General features: G+C 60.4%; 17 protein-coding genes. 8 read left to right on the plus strand and 9 right to left on the minus strand.

Annotated features, from left to right (window positions below; translation table 11 throughout):
* Position 1: 1 nt before the first annotated feature.
* The 7 genes from NHU87_RS02645 (at position 2) to NHU87_RS02675 (ending at position 7754) form a co-directional block, all read left to right on the plus strand.
* Complete coding sequence (locus tag NHU87_RS02645) at positions 2 to 1003, plus strand: polysaccharide deacetylase family protein (protein ID WP_253545345.1); 1002 nt, start codon at positions 2 to 4, stop codon at positions 1001 to 1003.
* The gene (locus NHU87_RS02650; protein ID WP_253545347.1) at positions 1000 to 2304 is read left to right on the plus strand and encodes a lipopolysaccharide biosynthesis protein; all 1305 of its coding nucleotides are present in this window, start codon (positions 1000 to 1002) and stop codon (positions 2302 to 2304) included. The genes NHU87_RS02645 and NHU87_RS02650 overlap by 4 nt, the downstream gene beginning before the upstream one ends.
* Positions 2301 to 4220: a hypothetical protein gene (locus NHU87_RS02655; RefSeq protein WP_253545349.1), complete on the plus strand. Its 1920-nt coding sequence runs from the start codon at positions 2301 to 2303 to the stop codon at positions 4218 to 4220. The genes NHU87_RS02650 and NHU87_RS02655 overlap by 4 nt, the downstream gene beginning before the upstream one ends.
* Before the next feature lie 92 nt (positions 4221 to 4312).
* Entirely contained in the window at positions 4313 to 5002 is a 690-nt protein-coding gene (locus tag NHU87_RS02660) for a GNAT family N-acetyltransferase (RefSeq protein ID WP_253545623.1), read from the plus strand.
* Between the two features lie 4 nt (positions 5003 to 5006).
* Positions 5007 to 6221 (plus strand): GNAT family N-acetyltransferase, encoded by a 1215-nt coding sequence (locus tag NHU87_RS02665; RefSeq protein WP_253545351.1) that lies wholly within the window; start codon positions 5007 to 5009, stop codon positions 6219 to 6221.
* Complete coding sequence (locus NHU87_RS02670) at positions 6193 to 7005, plus strand: ChbG/HpnK family deacetylase (protein WP_253545353.1); 813 nt, start codon at positions 6193 to 6195, stop codon at positions 7003 to 7005. Before NHU87_RS02665 ends, NHU87_RS02670 begins: the two co-directional genes overlap by 29 nt.
* Before the next feature lie 59 nt (positions 7006 to 7064).
* Entirely contained in the window at positions 7065 to 7754 is a 690-nt protein-coding gene (locus NHU87_RS02675; protein ID WP_253545355.1) for an N-acetyltransferase, read from the plus strand.
* A gap of 182 nt (positions 7755 to 7936) precedes the next feature.
* Here NHU87_RS02675 and NHU87_RS02680 read toward each other — a convergent pair whose 3' ends face one another.
* From NHU87_RS02680 to NHU87_RS02720, 8 genes are all read right to left on the minus strand, one after another.
* Positions 7937 to 8743 (minus strand): class I SAM-dependent methyltransferase, encoded by an 807-nt coding sequence (locus NHU87_RS02680; protein ID WP_253545357.1) that lies wholly within the window; start codon positions 8741 to 8743, stop codon positions 7937 to 7939.
* Positions 8744 to 8836: 93 nt separating this feature from the next.
* Entirely contained in the window at positions 8837 to 9742 is a 906-nt protein-coding gene (locus NHU87_RS02685) for a LysR family transcriptional regulator (RefSeq protein WP_253545359.1), read from the minus strand.
* Between the two features lie 211 nt (positions 9743 to 9953).
* On the minus strand, positions 9954 to 10580 hold the full coding sequence (gene ycaC / locus NHU87_RS02690) for an isochorismate family cysteine hydrolase YcaC (protein WP_253545361.1): 627 nt from the start codon (positions 10578 to 10580) through the stop codon (positions 9954 to 9956).
* Between the two features lie 69 nt (positions 10581 to 10649).
* Positions 10650 to 12488, minus strand: a complete 1839-nt coding sequence (locus NHU87_RS02695; protein WP_253545363.1) for an amidohydrolase — start codon at positions 12486 to 12488, stop codon at positions 10650 to 10652.
* 9 nt (positions 12489 to 12497) lie between these two features.
* On the minus strand, positions 12498 to 13088 hold the full coding sequence (locus NHU87_RS02700; protein WP_253545365.1) for an antibiotic biosynthesis monooxygenase: 591 nt from the start codon (positions 13086 to 13088) through the stop codon (positions 12498 to 12500).
* Positions 13081 to 13497, minus strand: coding sequence for a DoxX family protein (locus NHU87_RS02705; protein ID WP_253545367.1), 417 nt, complete (start codon positions 13495 to 13497; stop codon positions 13081 to 13083). The genes NHU87_RS02700 and NHU87_RS02705 overlap by 8 nt, the downstream gene beginning before the upstream one ends.
* Before the next feature lie 271 nt (positions 13498 to 13768).
* Positions 13769 to 14149: a DUF6124 family protein gene (locus tag NHU87_RS02710; RefSeq protein ID WP_253545369.1), complete on the minus strand. Its 381-nt coding sequence runs from the start codon at positions 14147 to 14149 to the stop codon at positions 13769 to 13771.
* A gap of 501 nt (positions 14150 to 14650) precedes the next feature.
* Positions 14651 to 15574, minus strand: coding sequence for a LysR family transcriptional regulator (locus tag NHU87_RS02720; RefSeq protein ID WP_253545371.1), 924 nt, complete (start codon positions 15572 to 15574; stop codon positions 14651 to 14653).
* A 223-nt stretch (positions 15575 to 15797) separates the two neighbouring features.
* On the opposite strand from NHU87_RS02720, the gene NHU87_RS02725 reads away from it, so the two are divergent.
* Complete coding sequence (locus NHU87_RS02725) at positions 15798 to 16262, plus strand: helix-turn-helix domain-containing protein (RefSeq protein ID WP_253545373.1); 465 nt, start codon at positions 15798 to 15800, stop codon at positions 16260 to 16262.
* A gap of 116 nt (positions 16263 to 16378) precedes the next feature.
* On the opposite strand, the gene NHU87_RS02730 is transcribed toward NHU87_RS02725, so the two are convergent.
* Entirely contained in the window at positions 16379 to 17203 is an 825-nt protein-coding gene (locus NHU87_RS02730; protein ID WP_253545375.1) for an alpha/beta fold hydrolase, read from the minus strand.
* Position 17204: the final 1 nt, after the last annotated feature.

Below are 17204 nucleotides of genomic sequence, written 5' to 3' on the forward strand. Positions count from 1 at the left end.
CATGGCGATCAAACAATTATTAAAACGCACCAGTGGCTGGCTTTATCTCAACTCGCCGATAGGCCGTCACCAACTGCACGGTGCCGGGGTGATCCTGATGCTGCATCGGGTGCTGGCCAATGACCGGGCCGCCGACCTGCCCCATCGCAATGAACTGTGCGTCGGGCCGAAGGCATTCGAACATCTGCTCACTTGGTTGAAAAAGAACTTCGACTGCGTGCCACTGATGGAGATCTTGCAACCCGGTGCCATCAGAACCGGGCGGCCAAAAATCGCGCTGACCTTCGACGACGGCTGGCGCGACAACGCGCTGAATGCCTTCCCGTTACTGAAAAAGCATCAGGTGCCGGCGAGCATTTTTCTCTCCACCGATTTCATTGGCAGCCGGCAACGCTTCTGGTGGGAAAGCCTGGGGGAAACCTTGTGGCGCAGCCACGGTGAAAAAGCCCGGACGCATTTGATTGAATGCCTGCAACGGCTTGGGCTACCGCTGCCGGTGCTGCTCGATGATCTGGATGTGCAGCGCCGCAGCCTGGCGCTTTTGCATTTTCTGCAAACCCTGAAAACCCTGCCCCCGGGCGAACTGAGCCGGCTCACCGATCAATGCCCGGATGAATCGTTGCCCCAGGCGCTGGACTGGCATCAGGTACGCGCGCTGGAAGCCAGCGGGTTGATCCGCTTCGGTCCCCATGGCGCCAGCCATTCGATCCTCACGAGCCTTGACGATCAACGTCTGGATGAGGAACTGAGCCGCAGTCGCGATGCCCTGCTGAACGGTTGCAACCGGCCGCTACCGGTCTACTGCTACCCCAATGGCAACCATGATGAGCGGGTGCGCGAACACGTGGCCAACCACGACTTCCCGTTTGCCCTGGGCACCGTCGCCGGGATTTATCGGGGTATCAGCGATCCATTGGCCTTGCCGCGAATCGGCATCAGCCATCGCACGGCGCGCAATCCGGAGCTGCTGTCCTGGCGCATCTACCGCGGAGCCCGGCCATGAGTCGCAATCACTATCTCAAACACTTGGCCCTGAGCATGGGCACCAAACTGGCGATGATCGCCCTGCGGCTGCTGCGCAACGTATTGCTGGCGCGGATTCTGGGGCCTAGCGAGCGCGGTCTGTTTGCCCTGCTCAGTACCCTGCCCGATTTGATCAGCGCCGCCACCAGCGGCGGGTTGAATTCGGCGGTGGGCTATCAGGCGGCCAAGCAACGGCCCATGGGATTGTTGCTGAGCCAAGTGCTGGTGTTCGGTTGCTTGCTGGCGGGTTTGCTGACGTTGCTGGTGGTGGCGCTGGTGCGCGAACTCGGCGGCGAACTCGACATCACCACGCAACTGGGATTGCTCGCCTGGCTGTTGCTGCTGGCGGTGCCGCTGACCGTGCTCAAAAGTGGTCTGCTGACCTTGCACAATGCGTCGGGCGGTGTGGTCGCGTTCAATGTCTTGCGGCTGGTGGAATCACTGGCGCCACTGCTGCTGTTTCTGGCCTTGTTCTGGATGTGGAAAGACGCCGCGCTGGAAGCAGCGCTGATCAGTTGGCTGGCGGGCATCAGCCTGGTGGTGCTGGCCGGTTGGTTCTGGCTCAAGCGCGCTCAACCCTTGAAGTTGCAATGGGACCGCGCCAGCCAGAATGAACTGTGGCGCTACAGTGCTCGCAGCCATCCGGACCTGTTGTTCCAGCAAGTGATTCTGCGCTCCGATTTTCTGTTCATCGGCGCCCTGCTCGGCAGCACGGCGTTGGGTCACTACGCCATGGCCAGCGCCGCCGCCGAGTTGCTGCTGATCGTCCCGGAAGCAGTGACCACGCCGCTGATGAAACGCCTGCTGCAACAGGATGAAGGCATGGATCGCCTGACGCCGTTGGCGCTGCGCCTGACCGCCACGGTGATGCTCGGCGCCTGCCTGACCATGGCGGTGATCGGTGAGTGGCTGATCATCACACTGTTCGGCATTGCCTATCAGCCGGCCTACCCGGCGTTGCTGGCGCTGCTGCCGGGGCTGCTCGGTCTTTGCTATGCGAGCATCCTGCGCCTGGACTTGCTGGGCAAAAATCGCCCCGGCACGATTTCGCTGTTGATGGGCCTCGGCGCGTTGCTCAACCTGGCCCTGAACCTGTTACTGATCCCGATTTACGGCATCGTCGGCGCGGCGACGGCATCGTCCATCGCCTACCTGGCGGTCACCGTCGCGCTGCTGGTGATGTATTGCCGGTTGAGCGGCGTACCGATCTGGCAAACCCTGATCATCCTGCCCAGCGATGTGGCTCCGATGCTTCAGATACTGCAACGGAAATCGGCATGAAACGCCTCATGCTGCTGTTGAGCCTGGGCCTCGGTTTGAGCGCCCAGGCGGCGCCCATGCGCTGGGCTGATATTCGCGACGGCAGCCTGTACCTGCAAACGGATCGCCCCGACACGCTGACTATTCGCTGGGTTCCGGCGTGGCAGGCCGATGCCAACGAAGAACGCCTGTACCTGCTCGACGGCAACGGCAACCTGAAGGGCGAACGCCTGATCGCCGCCAGTGAAACCCGGGGCAAGCAGAGCTGGCCACTGGCGCCAAGTGCCGCCAGTTATCGACTGGAAATTCCGGGCTACAGTTTCCGCCGCTACACGATCGAACACGACGAGCACACCGTGGCGTTGTTCGCCCCGGCCAAGGTGCATTTCAGTGCCGAAACCCGCGGTGGCGATGAGCTGTATTTCAAGGTCGCGCCGGGCGAACGCGCCATACTCGCCGGCAAATTTCACGGTGGGATCAACGCCCTGCAAGCCCAGCGCGTGAGCGACAACAAACAGCTGTCCCTGGCGCTGAAACCCCATCGCGCCTATTGGCAGTTCGATCAGATGGCATTGCCCGTCACTCATGGCGAACAGGTCTGGCGCCTGCGCCTGCAAGGCAGCGGCAAGGTCGCGTTCTGGCTCGATGGCACGGCGAATCTGTTTGCCCAGAAACCGCAGCAGCTCAAACCGTTGCGCGAGGACAATGGCCAGACTCGCTTGACCCTGCACAAAGAGATGCTCGGCCCAACCCCGAACCTGGGCATTTACTTGCCCTACGTGCTGCCCCCTCAATCCAGCTTCGCCGTGCTCGACGCCCTCAAGCCCCAGGCGGGCACCTATTACAGTTTCGTCGATGTGACCGCGCAAAATCCGCACCACGAAGATGCGTTCCGCCAGCTCTATCAGAATCGCTTCGGCATCACCCAGAACCTCACGCTGTTAGCCGGTAGTCAGCGTCAGGCCGATCTGCGGGCCGATACCCAAAGCAACGCCGGCCTCGATGCCTGGCTCGCCGCCACTCGCGCCCTCGGTGGTACCGGTACTCATTACATCGCGTTCGCCGACGAGCCGAACCTCAACTACTCGAGCTACGCCGACTACCAGGCGATCTTCAACAGCATGGCCCGGCAAGTGCGCAGCGATCCGGCCAACGCCAAAGCCGGTGTGCGCATCGCCATGCCCGCCACTTCGCGCTTCGTCAACGGCCCGTTCGCCGACAACGCCGCCGACAAGCGCGGTATCGACTGGGCGCGGCGCCTGCTGGCCGAATCCGGCGAGCAGATCGACGCCCTCGCCTGGCATGAATGGATGATTCGCGACCTGTTGGCGACCCGGGTTTATCGCGACAGCGTGCGCCGCGCCGCCGAACTGGTGGGCCTCGATGCCAAAGGCCGGCCACGCAAAGCTTTGTTGCTGGATCAGACCAACCTGTCCAGCGGCTCAAGCCTGAGCCCCTACGATCAGGAAACCCATTTTGCCTCGATGTGGTGGACCTCGGTGGTCATCAACTCGGCGCAGGACGGGTTGCTGGACATGCTCAACTGGTTCCAGGCCGCCGATGAGCCGACCTACCCCAAAGGCATGGTGCGGGTGCTGGGCGGCGATCGTTTCGAACTCAAACCGGTGGGCCTGGCCCAGCAATTCATCCAGCAGCACTGGCTGAAAAACGTGATGCGCCTGGACAACGACGCTTTCGAAGTCGACGTGCTGGCCATGGCCACCGAACGCCAGCGCAGTCTGCTGGGGGTCAACAAGGGAGTGCGCTCGCAGCGTGTCGATCTAGCCGGGGCGACGTGCCCGCTGGCCAAGGGAGCGCTGGTGTACTTCGGTGCCGACAGCCGCAGCCGTAGCGCTCAATTCAACTGTCACGACGGTCGCGTCAGCTTCGACCTGCCGGGCGAAACCCTGTTCGCCTTGAGCTGGAGCGCCTCATGAACGCCGTCAATTTGCATCACCACGACCGCGCCGCTCTCGACTGCGCGTTGCAGTACGTCATCCGCGACCGGTCCCTGTCAGGAGACAATGACATGAATGCCTTAGGGAGACTTCGCCAACACATCAAACGAAAAGGCCTGCGTGCAACGATCAGGGTCGTGTGGAGGCGCTACGTGTTCGCTCATTGGGAGTTGTTATGGATGAAGCGTGACCTGGTCAGCCCGGTACCGCCCCATCAGCTTAAACCTTACCCACCGCTGCGGATGAAGGCCATCACGGTGCACAACACCGCCGCCTTCGCCCGTCACTTTGGCGACCGCGTCAACACCATGGCGGAACTGGCTGCCGAGGGGTACACCGGGCACATGTATCTGGACGACAAAGGCGACACGGTGGCCTTCATCTGGGGCAGCATCCGGGAATATCACGACCGGCATTTCTATGGCTGCAAGTTCCCGGTAAAGCAAGGCGAATTCTTCGAGTTCGGCGGCGAACTGGCCCGTGCCTATTGGGGCACGACGCTCTCGGTGGACCTGCAACTGCGACTCTGGAAAGCCATGCAGGCCCAAGGCTGCCACACGGTCGTGGATGTCTGCGACGCTCGCAACCTACCGGCGCTGAAACTGCACGTTCGCATGGGCTATCAAGAGCAAGGACGCATTCTGCACGCCTACCGATTATTCGGTCGCTGGCGCTTCTTTCGTGAGACCCGTTACCGCGACTCACGTCTGGATGCGCTACGTAAACCGTCCCGTTCAACTGTTCCTGAGGCGGTGGCCTGAATTTATGGTGGCGCGATTCGAATGGCGCACGTCGTTGTGCGCCCCCGACTTTCCGGCAGCGGCCTATGAGGGGTTGCGACTGCGCGTGACCGATCACACGCCGTTCAATACCCTGGCCTGGCTGTACGCGTCGGAACAGGCACTGACAGCCGGGGCACGCCTGCACGTTCTGCTGGGCTGGCACGGTGATGAGTTGGCCTTGTGCCTGCCGCTGGTGGCGTCCGTGGAGCGCTTTGGAAAGCTGCCATTTCGGGTCCTGCGCCACCTCGGTTATCCGCTCACCGATCGCCTGGCCCTGCTCACCTGCCTCGATGCCGACAGCATGCGCAAGGCGCTGGTAATCATCCGCCGTCGCTTACCCCATGCAATGCTGCAACTCAATGAATTGTCCGAACCCATCGGCGAAGAAAGCGCGCTGACTGCATGGATGGCCCACAGCTCGACCGGCGAGCGCCGCCTCAGCTGCCGGGTGCCGGTGCATTTGATCAACGAGACCGACCGCCTGGAAGTGTCCGGCGACCCGCGCTACAAGCTGCGCCGGGCGCGTAAACGCATGTTGGCCTATGGCGCCGAGGTGCGACGCATAACCCCTGACGCCGCCACCATCGGGCCTTTATTGCAGGCCCTCAGCGAAGTCGAAGCGCACAGCTGGAAAGGTCTCGAAGGCGTGGGGATTTTCACCAGCAACCTTAGCCGACAATGGATCGACCTGGCCTTTACCGCCCTCGCCGAACAGGGACTGCTGCGGGTAGTGCTGCTGGAACTCGACGGGCGCTGCATCAGCTACCGGATCGGGTTGCTGGAACAGGGCCGGCTGTACGACTACAACCTGGCGTTCCTGCCGAAATACGCCGACCTGGGCAGCGGTCGTGTGCTGCTCGAAGAGTGGATTCGCTGGGGCCTGGACGACAACTGGCACTGGATCGACGCTTCGCGAGTCAGCCTGAAGAACTCCAGCCATCAACTCCAGGAGCGCATGACAGGGCAACTGGAACACTGGCGCTGGAGTTTCTATTCCTGGCGCCCTAGCGGCCTCGTCCTGGGACTGAGCATGCGACTCTGGCACCAGCTCAAGCCATGGCTGGACAAGTGGAGGGCCTGGCGGGCATCAACCGCTCCGGCACCCCCTCCGACAACGGCTTGCGTCGACAAAGGTCCGGCGCCCACCGATAAAATCATGGAGGACAAACATGCCTCGCCAAGTAATAGTCAACGCTGACGATTTCGGTCTCAGCCAGAGCGAAAACGCGGTGATCCTGGGTGCCTTCCTGGCTGGGGTCATCAGCTCCGCCACCGCCATGGCCAACATGCCGGCGTTCGAGGAAGCTTGCGTGCTGGCCCGGCAGTCGTTGCTCAAAGGGCGAATCGGCCTGCATTTCAATCTCACCTACGGCCGGCCGTTGAGCCCGTCGATTCTTTCACGTTCGACATTCTGTAACAGCGAAGGCCTGTTCGACCTCAGCCTGCCCCGCCACAGTCTCTGGCTCCCCCGCCAGGATCGCGACGCGGTGTTGGAGGAGCTCGAAGCCCAATGGCAACGCTGCCTGGACAACGGCCTGCGTCCCAGCCATATCGATTCCCATCAGCACGTGCACAACATCTGGCCCATCGGCGAAATCGTCGCGCGTTTCGCCGCCTGTCAAGGTGTGCCGGTGCGACTGGCGCGCCATCTGGGAAATAATCTGAGTGTGCCCAAGCGGATGTTCAAGACATTGCTCAACCATCGATTGAGCCGCCTGGCCGGAGCGACCGCCGAGTACGTATGCACCCCGGTTGACCTGCGCAACGTGGCAATGCCGATCGATGGCCTGCTGGAAATCGTCGTCCACCCGACCCATATCGGCAGCGATTTTGGCGACATCTATTTAAACCCCGGAGAGTCTCTGGCTCACATGCTGGAGCTGCGTCTTCCGGGCATTCCGAGAGTGTCCTATGCCGTCGTGCCAAGGACGTTCAAAGAGGAACCGCAGTACTCGGCTGAGCTACAAACGTTGCAACCTTGATTTATCGCCATTGAAAAAACGTTCCCCACCCAACCCTGGCTTCAGCCTCGGAGGACTTCATGAGCGCCACCGCCAAGCTTCGCGAACGAATCAAACAAAAAGGCCTGCTTCACACGCTCCAGACGCTCTGGAACCGCTATGTGTATTTGCACCGAGAGCTGCTGTGGCTGGGACGCGATCTGGTCACTCCAATAGGGCCGCACAAACTACGGCCCTACACGGGCTTGCGTTTGGTGACCATTACCCAGGAGAACGCCACGGCTTTCACCAGGTATTACGGTAACCGCGTCAAGGCCATGGCCCAAATCGCGTCCGAAGGTCACACCGGGCACATGTATCTGGACGAGAAAGGAGATGCCGTCGGATTCATATGGGGCAGCCTCAGTGACTACTTTGACCAGCACTATTACGGTTGCTGGTTCAGGGTCCAACCCGGTGAGTTTTTCCAGTTCGGCGGCGAAATGATCCCTCAATATTTCGGCTCCAGCCTGTCGGTGGACGCCCAGTACAATATCTGGGGTGCGATGCGGGACCAAGGTTGTAACAAGGTCATGGACGTCTGCGATGCCCGCAACATCCAGGCCATGAAAATGCACCTGCGCATGGACTATCAGGAACAGGGGCGCATCACCCACGTCTACGACCTGTTCGGCCGCTGGCGCTTCTTCCGCGAAACCTATTACAGCGGCTCGCGGCTGACTGAACTGCGCAAACCGGCGCAGTCGGCAGTGACTGCGGCGCAGGTGTGATTTTGGTTGGTGGGAGCGATGGTTGTTGCTTGACTGCGGACCGTGTCGCCGCCATCGCGGGCAAGCCCGCTCCCACAGGTAACTGCTTTGACCAAAGGATTTGTGAACGACAGCGATCACTGTGGGAGCGGGCTTGCCCGCGATGGCATCAGTCAGTGCAACTCATTCCTCAGGTCTGACACTCAGCGCTTCACCGCCACCAACGTGTAACACAACGGCAACTGCGCTTTTTGCTGCTGATACTGGTCGTAGAGTTCTTCGCGATTGGAATGCGGGTATTCCTTGAAGTGGCTGATCTGCAACCCCGCCTCGACGGCACCGGTGAAGATGGCGCCCAGGGTGTGGACGAACCAGTAGGACGCTGCGGCCTGCTGTTCGACTTTGCCTTCATAGACAATCGGCTGGCTCTGGACGAAAGGTTCGCTGCGAAAATACGAGCTGTCCGGGCGATAGGGATCGGCTGATTCGGGATCGAACATCTCCAGGAACGGGTGGGTTTCGTACACCACAAGCGCACCGCCGGGCTTGAGGGTTTGCGCGGCATGGCGCATGAATTCAGCGATGTCCGGCATCCAGTTCAATACACCGATGGTGATCAGTGCCACATCGAAGCGCTGGTGCAGTTCAGTGGGCAAGTGATGGATGTCAGCCTCGATGAACTCGGGCTCATGGGGCGAACGAGATGCCAGTTCCCGGGCCTGATTTAGAAAGGCCTCCGACTGGTCGACGCCCACGACATGACGGGCGCCCAGCGTAAACAGCGAAAGACTTTCGCGTCCGTTGTTGCAGCCCAGTTGCACCACGTCCTTGCCGTCGACGCCGACCTGTTGAAGCAACCCGCTGAGGGTGTCATCCAGGCAGGAAAAATCGCCATGGCTCACGGCACTCAAACAGGCCTGCCACTCAGGAGTATCTTTGTGGTGTGGGGCGGAGTCATTCCACGCATCGCGATTGCTGGCGATGGCTTTTTCTTTTGTCGGCATTTCCATTGCACGCTCCAGAATTCGGGCCTTTGATTAGCCGGCACGAGTCTAGATCAGCATCCAGAAAAACCACATCAGGGGTTTGTTGTGATCTTGTAATCACCGGTGGCGCGAACCTTCTTTGCGTTGATTCAACCGCTCACGCAAGAACTCGATCAGCGCCTGCACCGGCCGCGAACTCTGGCGATGCTGCGGGTAGACGGCCGACAAGGTCAGCGGCTCGGGGCGCAAATCATCCAGCACCGGCACGAGTCGGCCGTCCTCCAGGGCCGAACCGACGATGAAGGTCGGCAGGTACGTGATCCCCATGCCAGCGATGGCCGCGTCCTTGAGCAACTCACCATTGTTGACCCGCATCCGCCCAGTCACGTTGATATTCAGCGGCTTGCCCCGCCCCTCGAAACGCCACTGCACCTGACGACCGTGGCCGTAAGGCAGGCAATCGTGAGTATGCAAATCCTCGGGTTTAAGCGGCGTGCCCCGCTCGGCCAGGTACGCCGGGCTGGCGCAGTACACCCGCTCGATAGAGGCGAGGCGTCGGGCGATCAGCGTCGAATCTTCCAGCACGCCAATGCGCAATGCCAGATCGTAGCCCTCGCCGAGCAAGTCCACTGGCCGATCGCTCAGGTCGACCTCAACGGTGACCTCGCGATAACGCTGCAAAAATACCGGCAGCAGACTGCCCAAATGCGCGACCGCAAATGACAGCGGCGCGCTCAAGCGAATGGTGCCGCGGGGCTCGGTGGTCTGGCCGGCGATGCCCTGCTCCACCTGCTCGACTTCGCTGAGCAGGCGCAGTGCCGATTCGTAATAACTTTGCCCCAACGGCGTGACGTCCAATCGTCGGGTCGAACGGTTGAGCAGGCGCACACCGAGGCGCTCTTCCAGTTGCATCAGGCGGCGGCTGACGAATTGCTTGGACAGCCCCAATTGATCGGCTGCCGCAGTGAAGCTGCCAGAGTCCATGACCTGGCAAAAAATACGCATATCCTCGAACGGGTTCATTGTCGCGTCCTGGTTGACAGCAAAACGCTTTATAGCCGTTTTTTCCGTTCCCGGCTTCCCCAATTCAAAGAACAAAAGATCGCAGCCTGCGGCAGCTCCTACAAAGGTTGCGTGTACATCCGTAAACGATCAGATGTACTCAAATCCCCGTAGGAGCTGCCGCAGGCTGCGATCTTTTAAAGCTGCCAACCGAGACCGGCAGCCGTACCCCTTACTTCGCGGTGAACGTCGTGTAGCTGTTGATCAGGTTGCGGTAGTTCGGAATGCGCTGCGATAACAGGTTGGCCAGGCCTTCCATGTCGTTGCGCCAGTCGCCCTGCAGCTCGCAGGCCACCGAGAACCAGTTCATCAATTGTGCACCGGCCGCCGCCATGCGCGCCCAGGAGGCTTGTTGCACGGTAGTGTTGAAGGTGCCGGAAGCGTCGGTCACCACGAATACTTCAAAACCTTCAGCCAGCGCCGACAGGGTCGGGAACGCCACACACACGTCAGTCACTACACCGGCAATGATCAGTTGCTTGCGGCCGGTGGCCTTGACGGCTTTGACGAAGTCTTCGTTGTCCCAGGCGTTGATCTGACCCGGGCGCGCAATGAACGGAGCGTCCGGGAACTGCTCCTTGAGCTCCGGCACGATCGGGCCGTTCGGACCGCTGTCGAAACTGGTGGTGAGGATGGTCGGCAGATCGAAGAACTTGGCGATGTCGCCCAGGGCCAACACGTTGTTCTTGAATTCGTTGGGCGAGAAATCCTGCACCAACGAGATCAGGCCGGTCTGGTGGTCGACCATCAATACCACTGCATCATCTTTGTTCAGACGTTTGTAAGGAACGTTGCTCATGTGAAACTCCTCGGAGGATGGACGTTGCTTAGGGCGCCGACACACCAGGTCGGCGCTTTTTTGTAATCACTAGAAGGCAAAACACGAGCAGCCAAACGCGCCCCAGAACCCCTGGAAATCGCTGACCGGCGCATTCGACAAACGCGCCCGTTCATGGCTGTGGGAATGCACCGCGCACGGTCCGCTGCACTGGTGAACCTGCGCCTGCATCGGCGAAGTCGGGCGCCAGTGACCGGGCACCTTGACCACCGGCGACCAGTCCGGCAGCACCGGTACACTGGGCGGCCCAAGTTTTTCGAAGTCGCCGGCGGCGTACACCACTTTGCCGCCGACCACGGTCAGCACCGATTCGATCCACTTGATGGCTTCTTCCTCGACACTGAAAAAGTCCGCGCTCAATGCCGCCACGTCAGCCAGTTGACCGACCTTGATCTGGCCTTTCTTGCCCTGTTCCGACGAAAACCAGGCACTGCCATGGGTGAACAATTCCAGCGCGGTTTGCCGGGGCAGGCCTTCGCTGTGCAGCGCCAGGCCACCGACGGTGCGACCGCTGACCATCCAGTACAACGAGGTCCATGGGTTGTAGCTGGACACTCGAGTCGCATCGGTGCCCGCGCCGACCGGAACCCCCTCGGCCAGCATGCGCTTGATCGGTGGCGTGTTTTCGGCGGCCTTGGCGCCATAACGCTCGGCGAAATATTCCCCCTGGAACGCCATGCGGTCCTGGATCGCGATGCCGCCACCCAGCGCCCTCACCCGCTCGATATTCTGTGGGGTGATGGTTTCGGCGTGGTCGAAGAACCATGGCAAACCATTGAAGGGAATGTCGCGGTTGACCTTCTCGAACACATCGAGCATGCGGCTGATGGATTCGTTGTAGGTCGCATGCAAACGGAACGGCCAGCGCTGCTCGACGAGGTGGCGGACCACCGGTTCCAGTTCGTCTTCCATGGTTTGCGGCAAGTCCGGACGCGGCTCGAGGAAGTCCTCGAAATCCGCCGCCGAGAACACCAGCATTTCCCCCGCGCCGTTATGCCGCAAAAAGTCGTCGCCCTGATGCAGCTTGACGCTGCCGGTCCAGTTCTTGAAATCAGTCAGCTCTTCCTTGGGTTTTTGGGTGAACAGGTTGTAGGCAATGCGAATGGTCAGTTGCTGGTCCTTGGCCAACTGCTCGATCACCGCGTAGTCGTCCGGGTAATTCTGGAAACCACCGCCGGCGTCGATGGCGCTGGTCAGGCCGAGGCGATTGAGTTCGCGCATGAACTGTCGGGTCGAGTTGACCTGATATTCCAGCGGTAACTTCGGCCCCTTGGCCAGGGTCGAGTACAGAATCATCGCGTTCGGCCGCGCCACCAGCATGCCGGTCGGCTCACCGTTGGCATCGCGCACAATCTCGCCGCCCGGCGGGTTCGGCGTGTTGCGGGTGTAACCGGCGACGCGCAACGCAGCGCGGTTGAGCAAGGCGCGGTCGTACAAATGCAGCACGAACACCGGTGTATCGGGGGCGGCCTGGTTGAGTTCTTCCAGGGTCGGCATGCGCTTCTCGGCAAACTGGAATTCGTTCCAGCCACCCACCACCCGCACCCACTGCGGCGTCGGCGTGCGATCGGCCTGATCCTTGAGCATGCGCAAGGCATCGGCCAGGGACGGCACGCCTTCCCAGCGCAGTTCGAGGTTGTAGTTCAGGCCACCACGGATCAGGTGCAAGTGCGAGTCGTTGAGGCCGGGGATGACGCAACGGCCCTTGAGGTCGATGACCTGTGTGCCCGAACCGCGCAGGGCCATGGCTTCGCTATCGGTGCCGACCGCGACGAAGCGGCCGTCGCTGATCGCCACGGCGCTGGCGAGGGGCTTTTCACGGTCAACGGTATGGAACTGGCCATTGAACAGAATCAGATCGGCGTTCATCGCGTTTCCTTAAGGCTGTGTGGGATGGGACTGGCCGGCTTCCAGCCACGGCGTGAACAGGCGCGTGGCCAGCGGCATAAAGATGTACACCACCGACAGCACGATGGTCAGCGTGATCAGAAACGTGGCGACCACGTAATTGGACAAAAAGGCATTGAGCTGCAGCAATGGTCCCCAGAGCAGCGGCACCAGCAAGGTGTGCGGCAAAATCACCAGCAGCGTCACCACCGATTGCTTCCAGCGCGGCGGTGGCGAACCGGCCTCAGCCAGCGGTGAGAACCAGAATTCATTGACCGGGTTGACCTCGGTCTGGTCGCCGTCGGCTAGCATCGGAGCAGCTTCGTCGACCAGCGCCTGACGTTGCGGTGAGTCGAGCCAGCGCTGCATCGCCTCGGTCGAGCAAAAACGCAGCACGCAGGTGTAAGTGTCGAGGCCGGCGTTTTTGCCGCGCACCACGTCCACCCCCAAATGGCCTTCTCGCTGCCCCGCCACACTGACGATGTTGCGCAGCCAGGTTTCATAGGCTGCTTCAAAACCGGCCTTGACCCGGTGCTTGACGATCAGGGTCACGACTTCTTCAAAACGATTGGAATCAGGCATAACGGAAAGCTCCGGCGAAACGGACACTGAGCGCCAGCCGACCGGGCCCGGCGATGAAGATGCTGGTGAAGAGGATCAACAGCAACCAGCCGAACTGCCCTTCGGCCACACTCCATTGCGGATGCACGACCAGCAACGCCACCAGCAGCACGAAGAGAATAGGCAAACAGGCCAATCGCACCAGCACCCCGGCGATGATCAGCAAGGGGCACAGCACCTCGGCGGAAATCGCCAGAATCAGGGTCAGGTTTGCGCCGAGATGAAACGGGTCTTCGATGCGTTGCAGTTCGGCGCTGTAATCGAGCAGTTTGGGCAAGCCATGCACCCACAACAGAAACAGCCCGCCGCTGACCCGCAGAAACAGCAGCCCGAAATCTTGAGCCTGTTCATTCCATCGCGAAGCGTTCATGGCCCTACCCTTGATCAATCATTGCCCTGAATAGTGCAGCGACGGGGTGGGGAAAAATTGAATGTACGTGCTCTCTTTGCGAGTGCGTTGAACGCCCGAACGACCAAAACCCTGTGGGAGCGGGCTTGCCCGCGAATAGGGTGTGTCATTAACAGTGATGTCGACTGACCCGACGCCATCGCGGGCAAGCCCGCTCCCACAGGGTTTTGTGCGTGCTCACTACTGCTCAGGCACAAAAAACGGCCCGAAGGCCGTTTCGTATTGAATCCGGTCAGACGGCCGGGGCTGCCTTCAATTCCAGACTATCCAGCGCCCGACTCACAGCCAGTTCACCCAGCATGATGAGCTGCGCGACGCCCAGTATCGTATTGCGCTGCGGCCCCTCCAGAAACCCGGCACAGTCACTGGCGATCACCTTGGCCGAGGCAAAGGATTCGCAGGCATTGGCCAGTAGCTCTTCGATGTCGATGCCCGGGGCGACGGTGTAAATCGTGCTCGGTTTGCGCGGGGGCTGATTGGTGCAGTCGGGGTCGGACGGTTTGAGGTAGTGATCGAGAGCACGCTCGGCGGCTTCGTTGAGTTTTTTGGGATCGAGGTGATCGTAGGGGGATGTTGGATCGGTTTGCGGCGGGTTCGGTGTTGGTTTGAACATAGTGAAACTCCTGTAGGAAACGGAGCCACCATGACCTGTCGCTAAACAAGTAAGGGTGGCGGCTGCACGCAGGTTAGCGAACCGGTCACAGGCACCCGGTAGACCCGAGGGTCTCCCACATACAGCCGCCATAACGTTATTGCTGGTGTATGAAAACCTGCAACAAAGCTTGGAACGCTGATGCACCTGGAATGATCCGGGTCGCTAAACCCGATCGCTGATTCGTCAGCGACCGACAAACGATAGAGCCCGCCCCCAAAGCGCACAAGCCGGCGGATTCTGGCGCAGTCGTAGGCAACGGCGCAAGGATCTGTAGCTTTCAGGAAGTAACGCTAAACATCATTAAACACAGCCCTCGAATCAACACACATTCCCCTGTGGGAGCGGGCTTGCTCGCGAATAGGGTGTGTCATTCAATAGTGATGTCGACTGACCCGACGCCATCGCGGGCAAGCCCGCTCCCACAGGGTTTTGGGGGGTTGAAGACCTCTATTTACAGCCTTAAACCACCGGAATATCCAACGCCACCGACATGAACTGACTGATCCGCGACCTTAACCAGCGCTCCGCCGGATCGTTGTCATGCACCCCGCTCCAGGCCATCGACAGTTGAGCAGCGTCGATAGGGAACGGCGGATCTTCGGCGCGCAAGGCACATCCCTCAACCAACGCGCAGGCTGCGTAATCGGGGACAGTAGCGATCATCTCTGTGCCAGCGAGCAACGCGCGTAACCCACTGAATTGCGGCACCCCAAGTACAACGCGTCGCGTGCGTCCGACCTTGGCCAAGTCCAGATCAATGTTGCCGCTCAGGTCACCGGAAAACGACACCATCGCATGGGGCCGCGCACAGTAATCATCCAGGGTCAGCGGTTCTAGCCGGTTGTCGCCGCGCAGTACTTTGCACGGAATGTCGCGCAGCTTCTTGCGTTTGGCGTTGGCCGGCAGGTCGGTGGTGTAGCTGACGCCCACCGAAATCTCCCCGGAGGCCAGTAACGCCGGCATCAGCAGATAATTGGCGCGACGCACCACGACCACGATTCCCGGTGCTTCTTCTTGCAGTTGCCGGAGCAATGGAGGAAAGAGACCGAACTCGGCATCATCCGACAGCCCGATGCGAAACACGTCGCAGCTGGTCGTCGGGTCGAATTCCTTGGCGCGACTGACCGCCCCCGAGATGGTGTCCATCGCCGGTTGCAGTTCCTTGAGAATTGCCAACGCCCGTGCGGTCGGCTCCATCCCGCGACCGTTGCGCAGCAACAACGGATCGTCGAACAGATCTCGCAACCGTCCCAGCGCGGCGCTCACCGCCGGTTGGCCCATGAAGAGTTTTTCGGCGACCCGGGTCAGGTTCTTTTCGAACATCAAGGCTTCGAAAATCACCAGCAGGTTCATGTCGACGCGGCGCAGATCATTACGATTCATAAGCACAATCCCATTGTGTTTTCGGCCAGGCACCAGGGTTGACGAGTGTGGCTGACTGTACTCGAGACTGCCCGCGCCGATCGAGGAATTAACAACGTTTAACTCGCAAGCCAACGCTCCCGCGACCAAGAATGAAGCCTGCTGCGCAGACCTTTTCTTAGAGGGAACGTGCTGACTCACCGTGCAGTGCACCCGCGCGCGCCCTTCGACACGGACATTGGCCATGGCTCATTTTCAGCAAAACGCGACTAGCGCGTCACCCACTGAAACGCGAAAAAAACCCACTGGCGGGCTCAGCCCCTGGCGTGAAAATCTGGCCAAGCAGTTGATCCTCGACCACCTCGGCGAAACCCTGGAAGTGACTGAACTGGCACGGGCGTGCGCCCTGTCGCGCAGTCATTTTTCCCGTGCGTTCAAATGCAGCACCGGCCTTTCGCCGCAAGACTGGATTCGCCGGCAACGCATTGCCCGGGCCAAGCAGTTGATCCAGAACACGGACCTGACCCTGACGCAAATCAGCCTGGAATGCGGCTTCTGCGATCAGGCACATTTTTCCCATCTCTTCACTCGCAGCGAAGGCGTTTCACCGTTTGTCTGGCGGTGTCGGGCCGTGCGTTCTCTTCCCTCTCTCACCATCAAAAGATCGCAGCCTTCGGCAGCGCCTACAGGGGCTCACATAACCGTGTAGGCGCTGGCGAAGCCCGCGATCTTTTGATCTTAAATACGAACAGCAAAGATCGCAGCACCAACGGCATACACATAACCCTGTAGGAGCTGCCGGAGGCTGCGATCTTTCGATCTTGATCAGCCCTTGATGAACGTCAGCAGATCTTCGTTAAGCTGATCCTTGTGGGTGTCGGTCAGGCCGTGAGGTGCTCCCGGGTAGACTTTCAATGTCGAGCCCTTGACCAGTTTCGCCGCAGCGATACCCGCGGCTTCGATCGGCACGATCTGGTCGTCGTCGCCATGCACCACCAGGGTCGGCACGTCGAACTTTTTCAGGTCTTCGGTAAAGTCGGTTTCGGAGAACGCTTTGATGCAGTCATACGCGTTCTTGTGGCCGGACATCATGCCCTGCAGCCAGAACCAGTCGATCATGCCTTGGGACGGCTTGGCACCCGGGCGATTGAAGCCAAAGAACGGACCGCTGGCCAGATCCTTGTACAGTTGCGAACGGTCAGCCAGGGACGCCTGACGAATACCGTCGAACACTTCCAGTGGCAAGCCGCCGGGATTGGCCTCGGTCTTGAGCATCAACGGTGGCACCGAGGAAATCAGCCCGGCCTTGGCCACCCGACCGGTGCCGTGGCGACCGATGTAGCGCGCCACTTCGCCACCGCCGGTGGAGAAGCCGAACAGCACGGCGTTTTGCAGATCCAGATGCTCGATCAGCTGCGCCAGGTCATCGGCGTAAATATCCATCTCATTGCCGAGCCATGGCTGGCTCGAACGACCGTGACCACGGCGATCATGAGCAATGACCCGGTAGCCTTTGGAAGCCAGGAAGATCATCTGCGACTCCCAGCTGTCGGCGTTCAATGGCCAACCGTGGCTGAAGACGATCGGCTGACCGGTGCCCCAGTCCTTGTAGTAAATCTCGGTGCCGTCTCGGGTGGTAAAGGTGCTCATG

The sequence above is a fragment of the Pseudomonas mandelii genome, from assembly GCF_024138395.1.
In the GTDB taxonomy this organism is placed as follows: domain Bacteria; phylum Pseudomonadota; class Gammaproteobacteria; order Pseudomonadales; family Pseudomonadaceae; genus Aquipseudomonas; species Aquipseudomonas mandelii_E.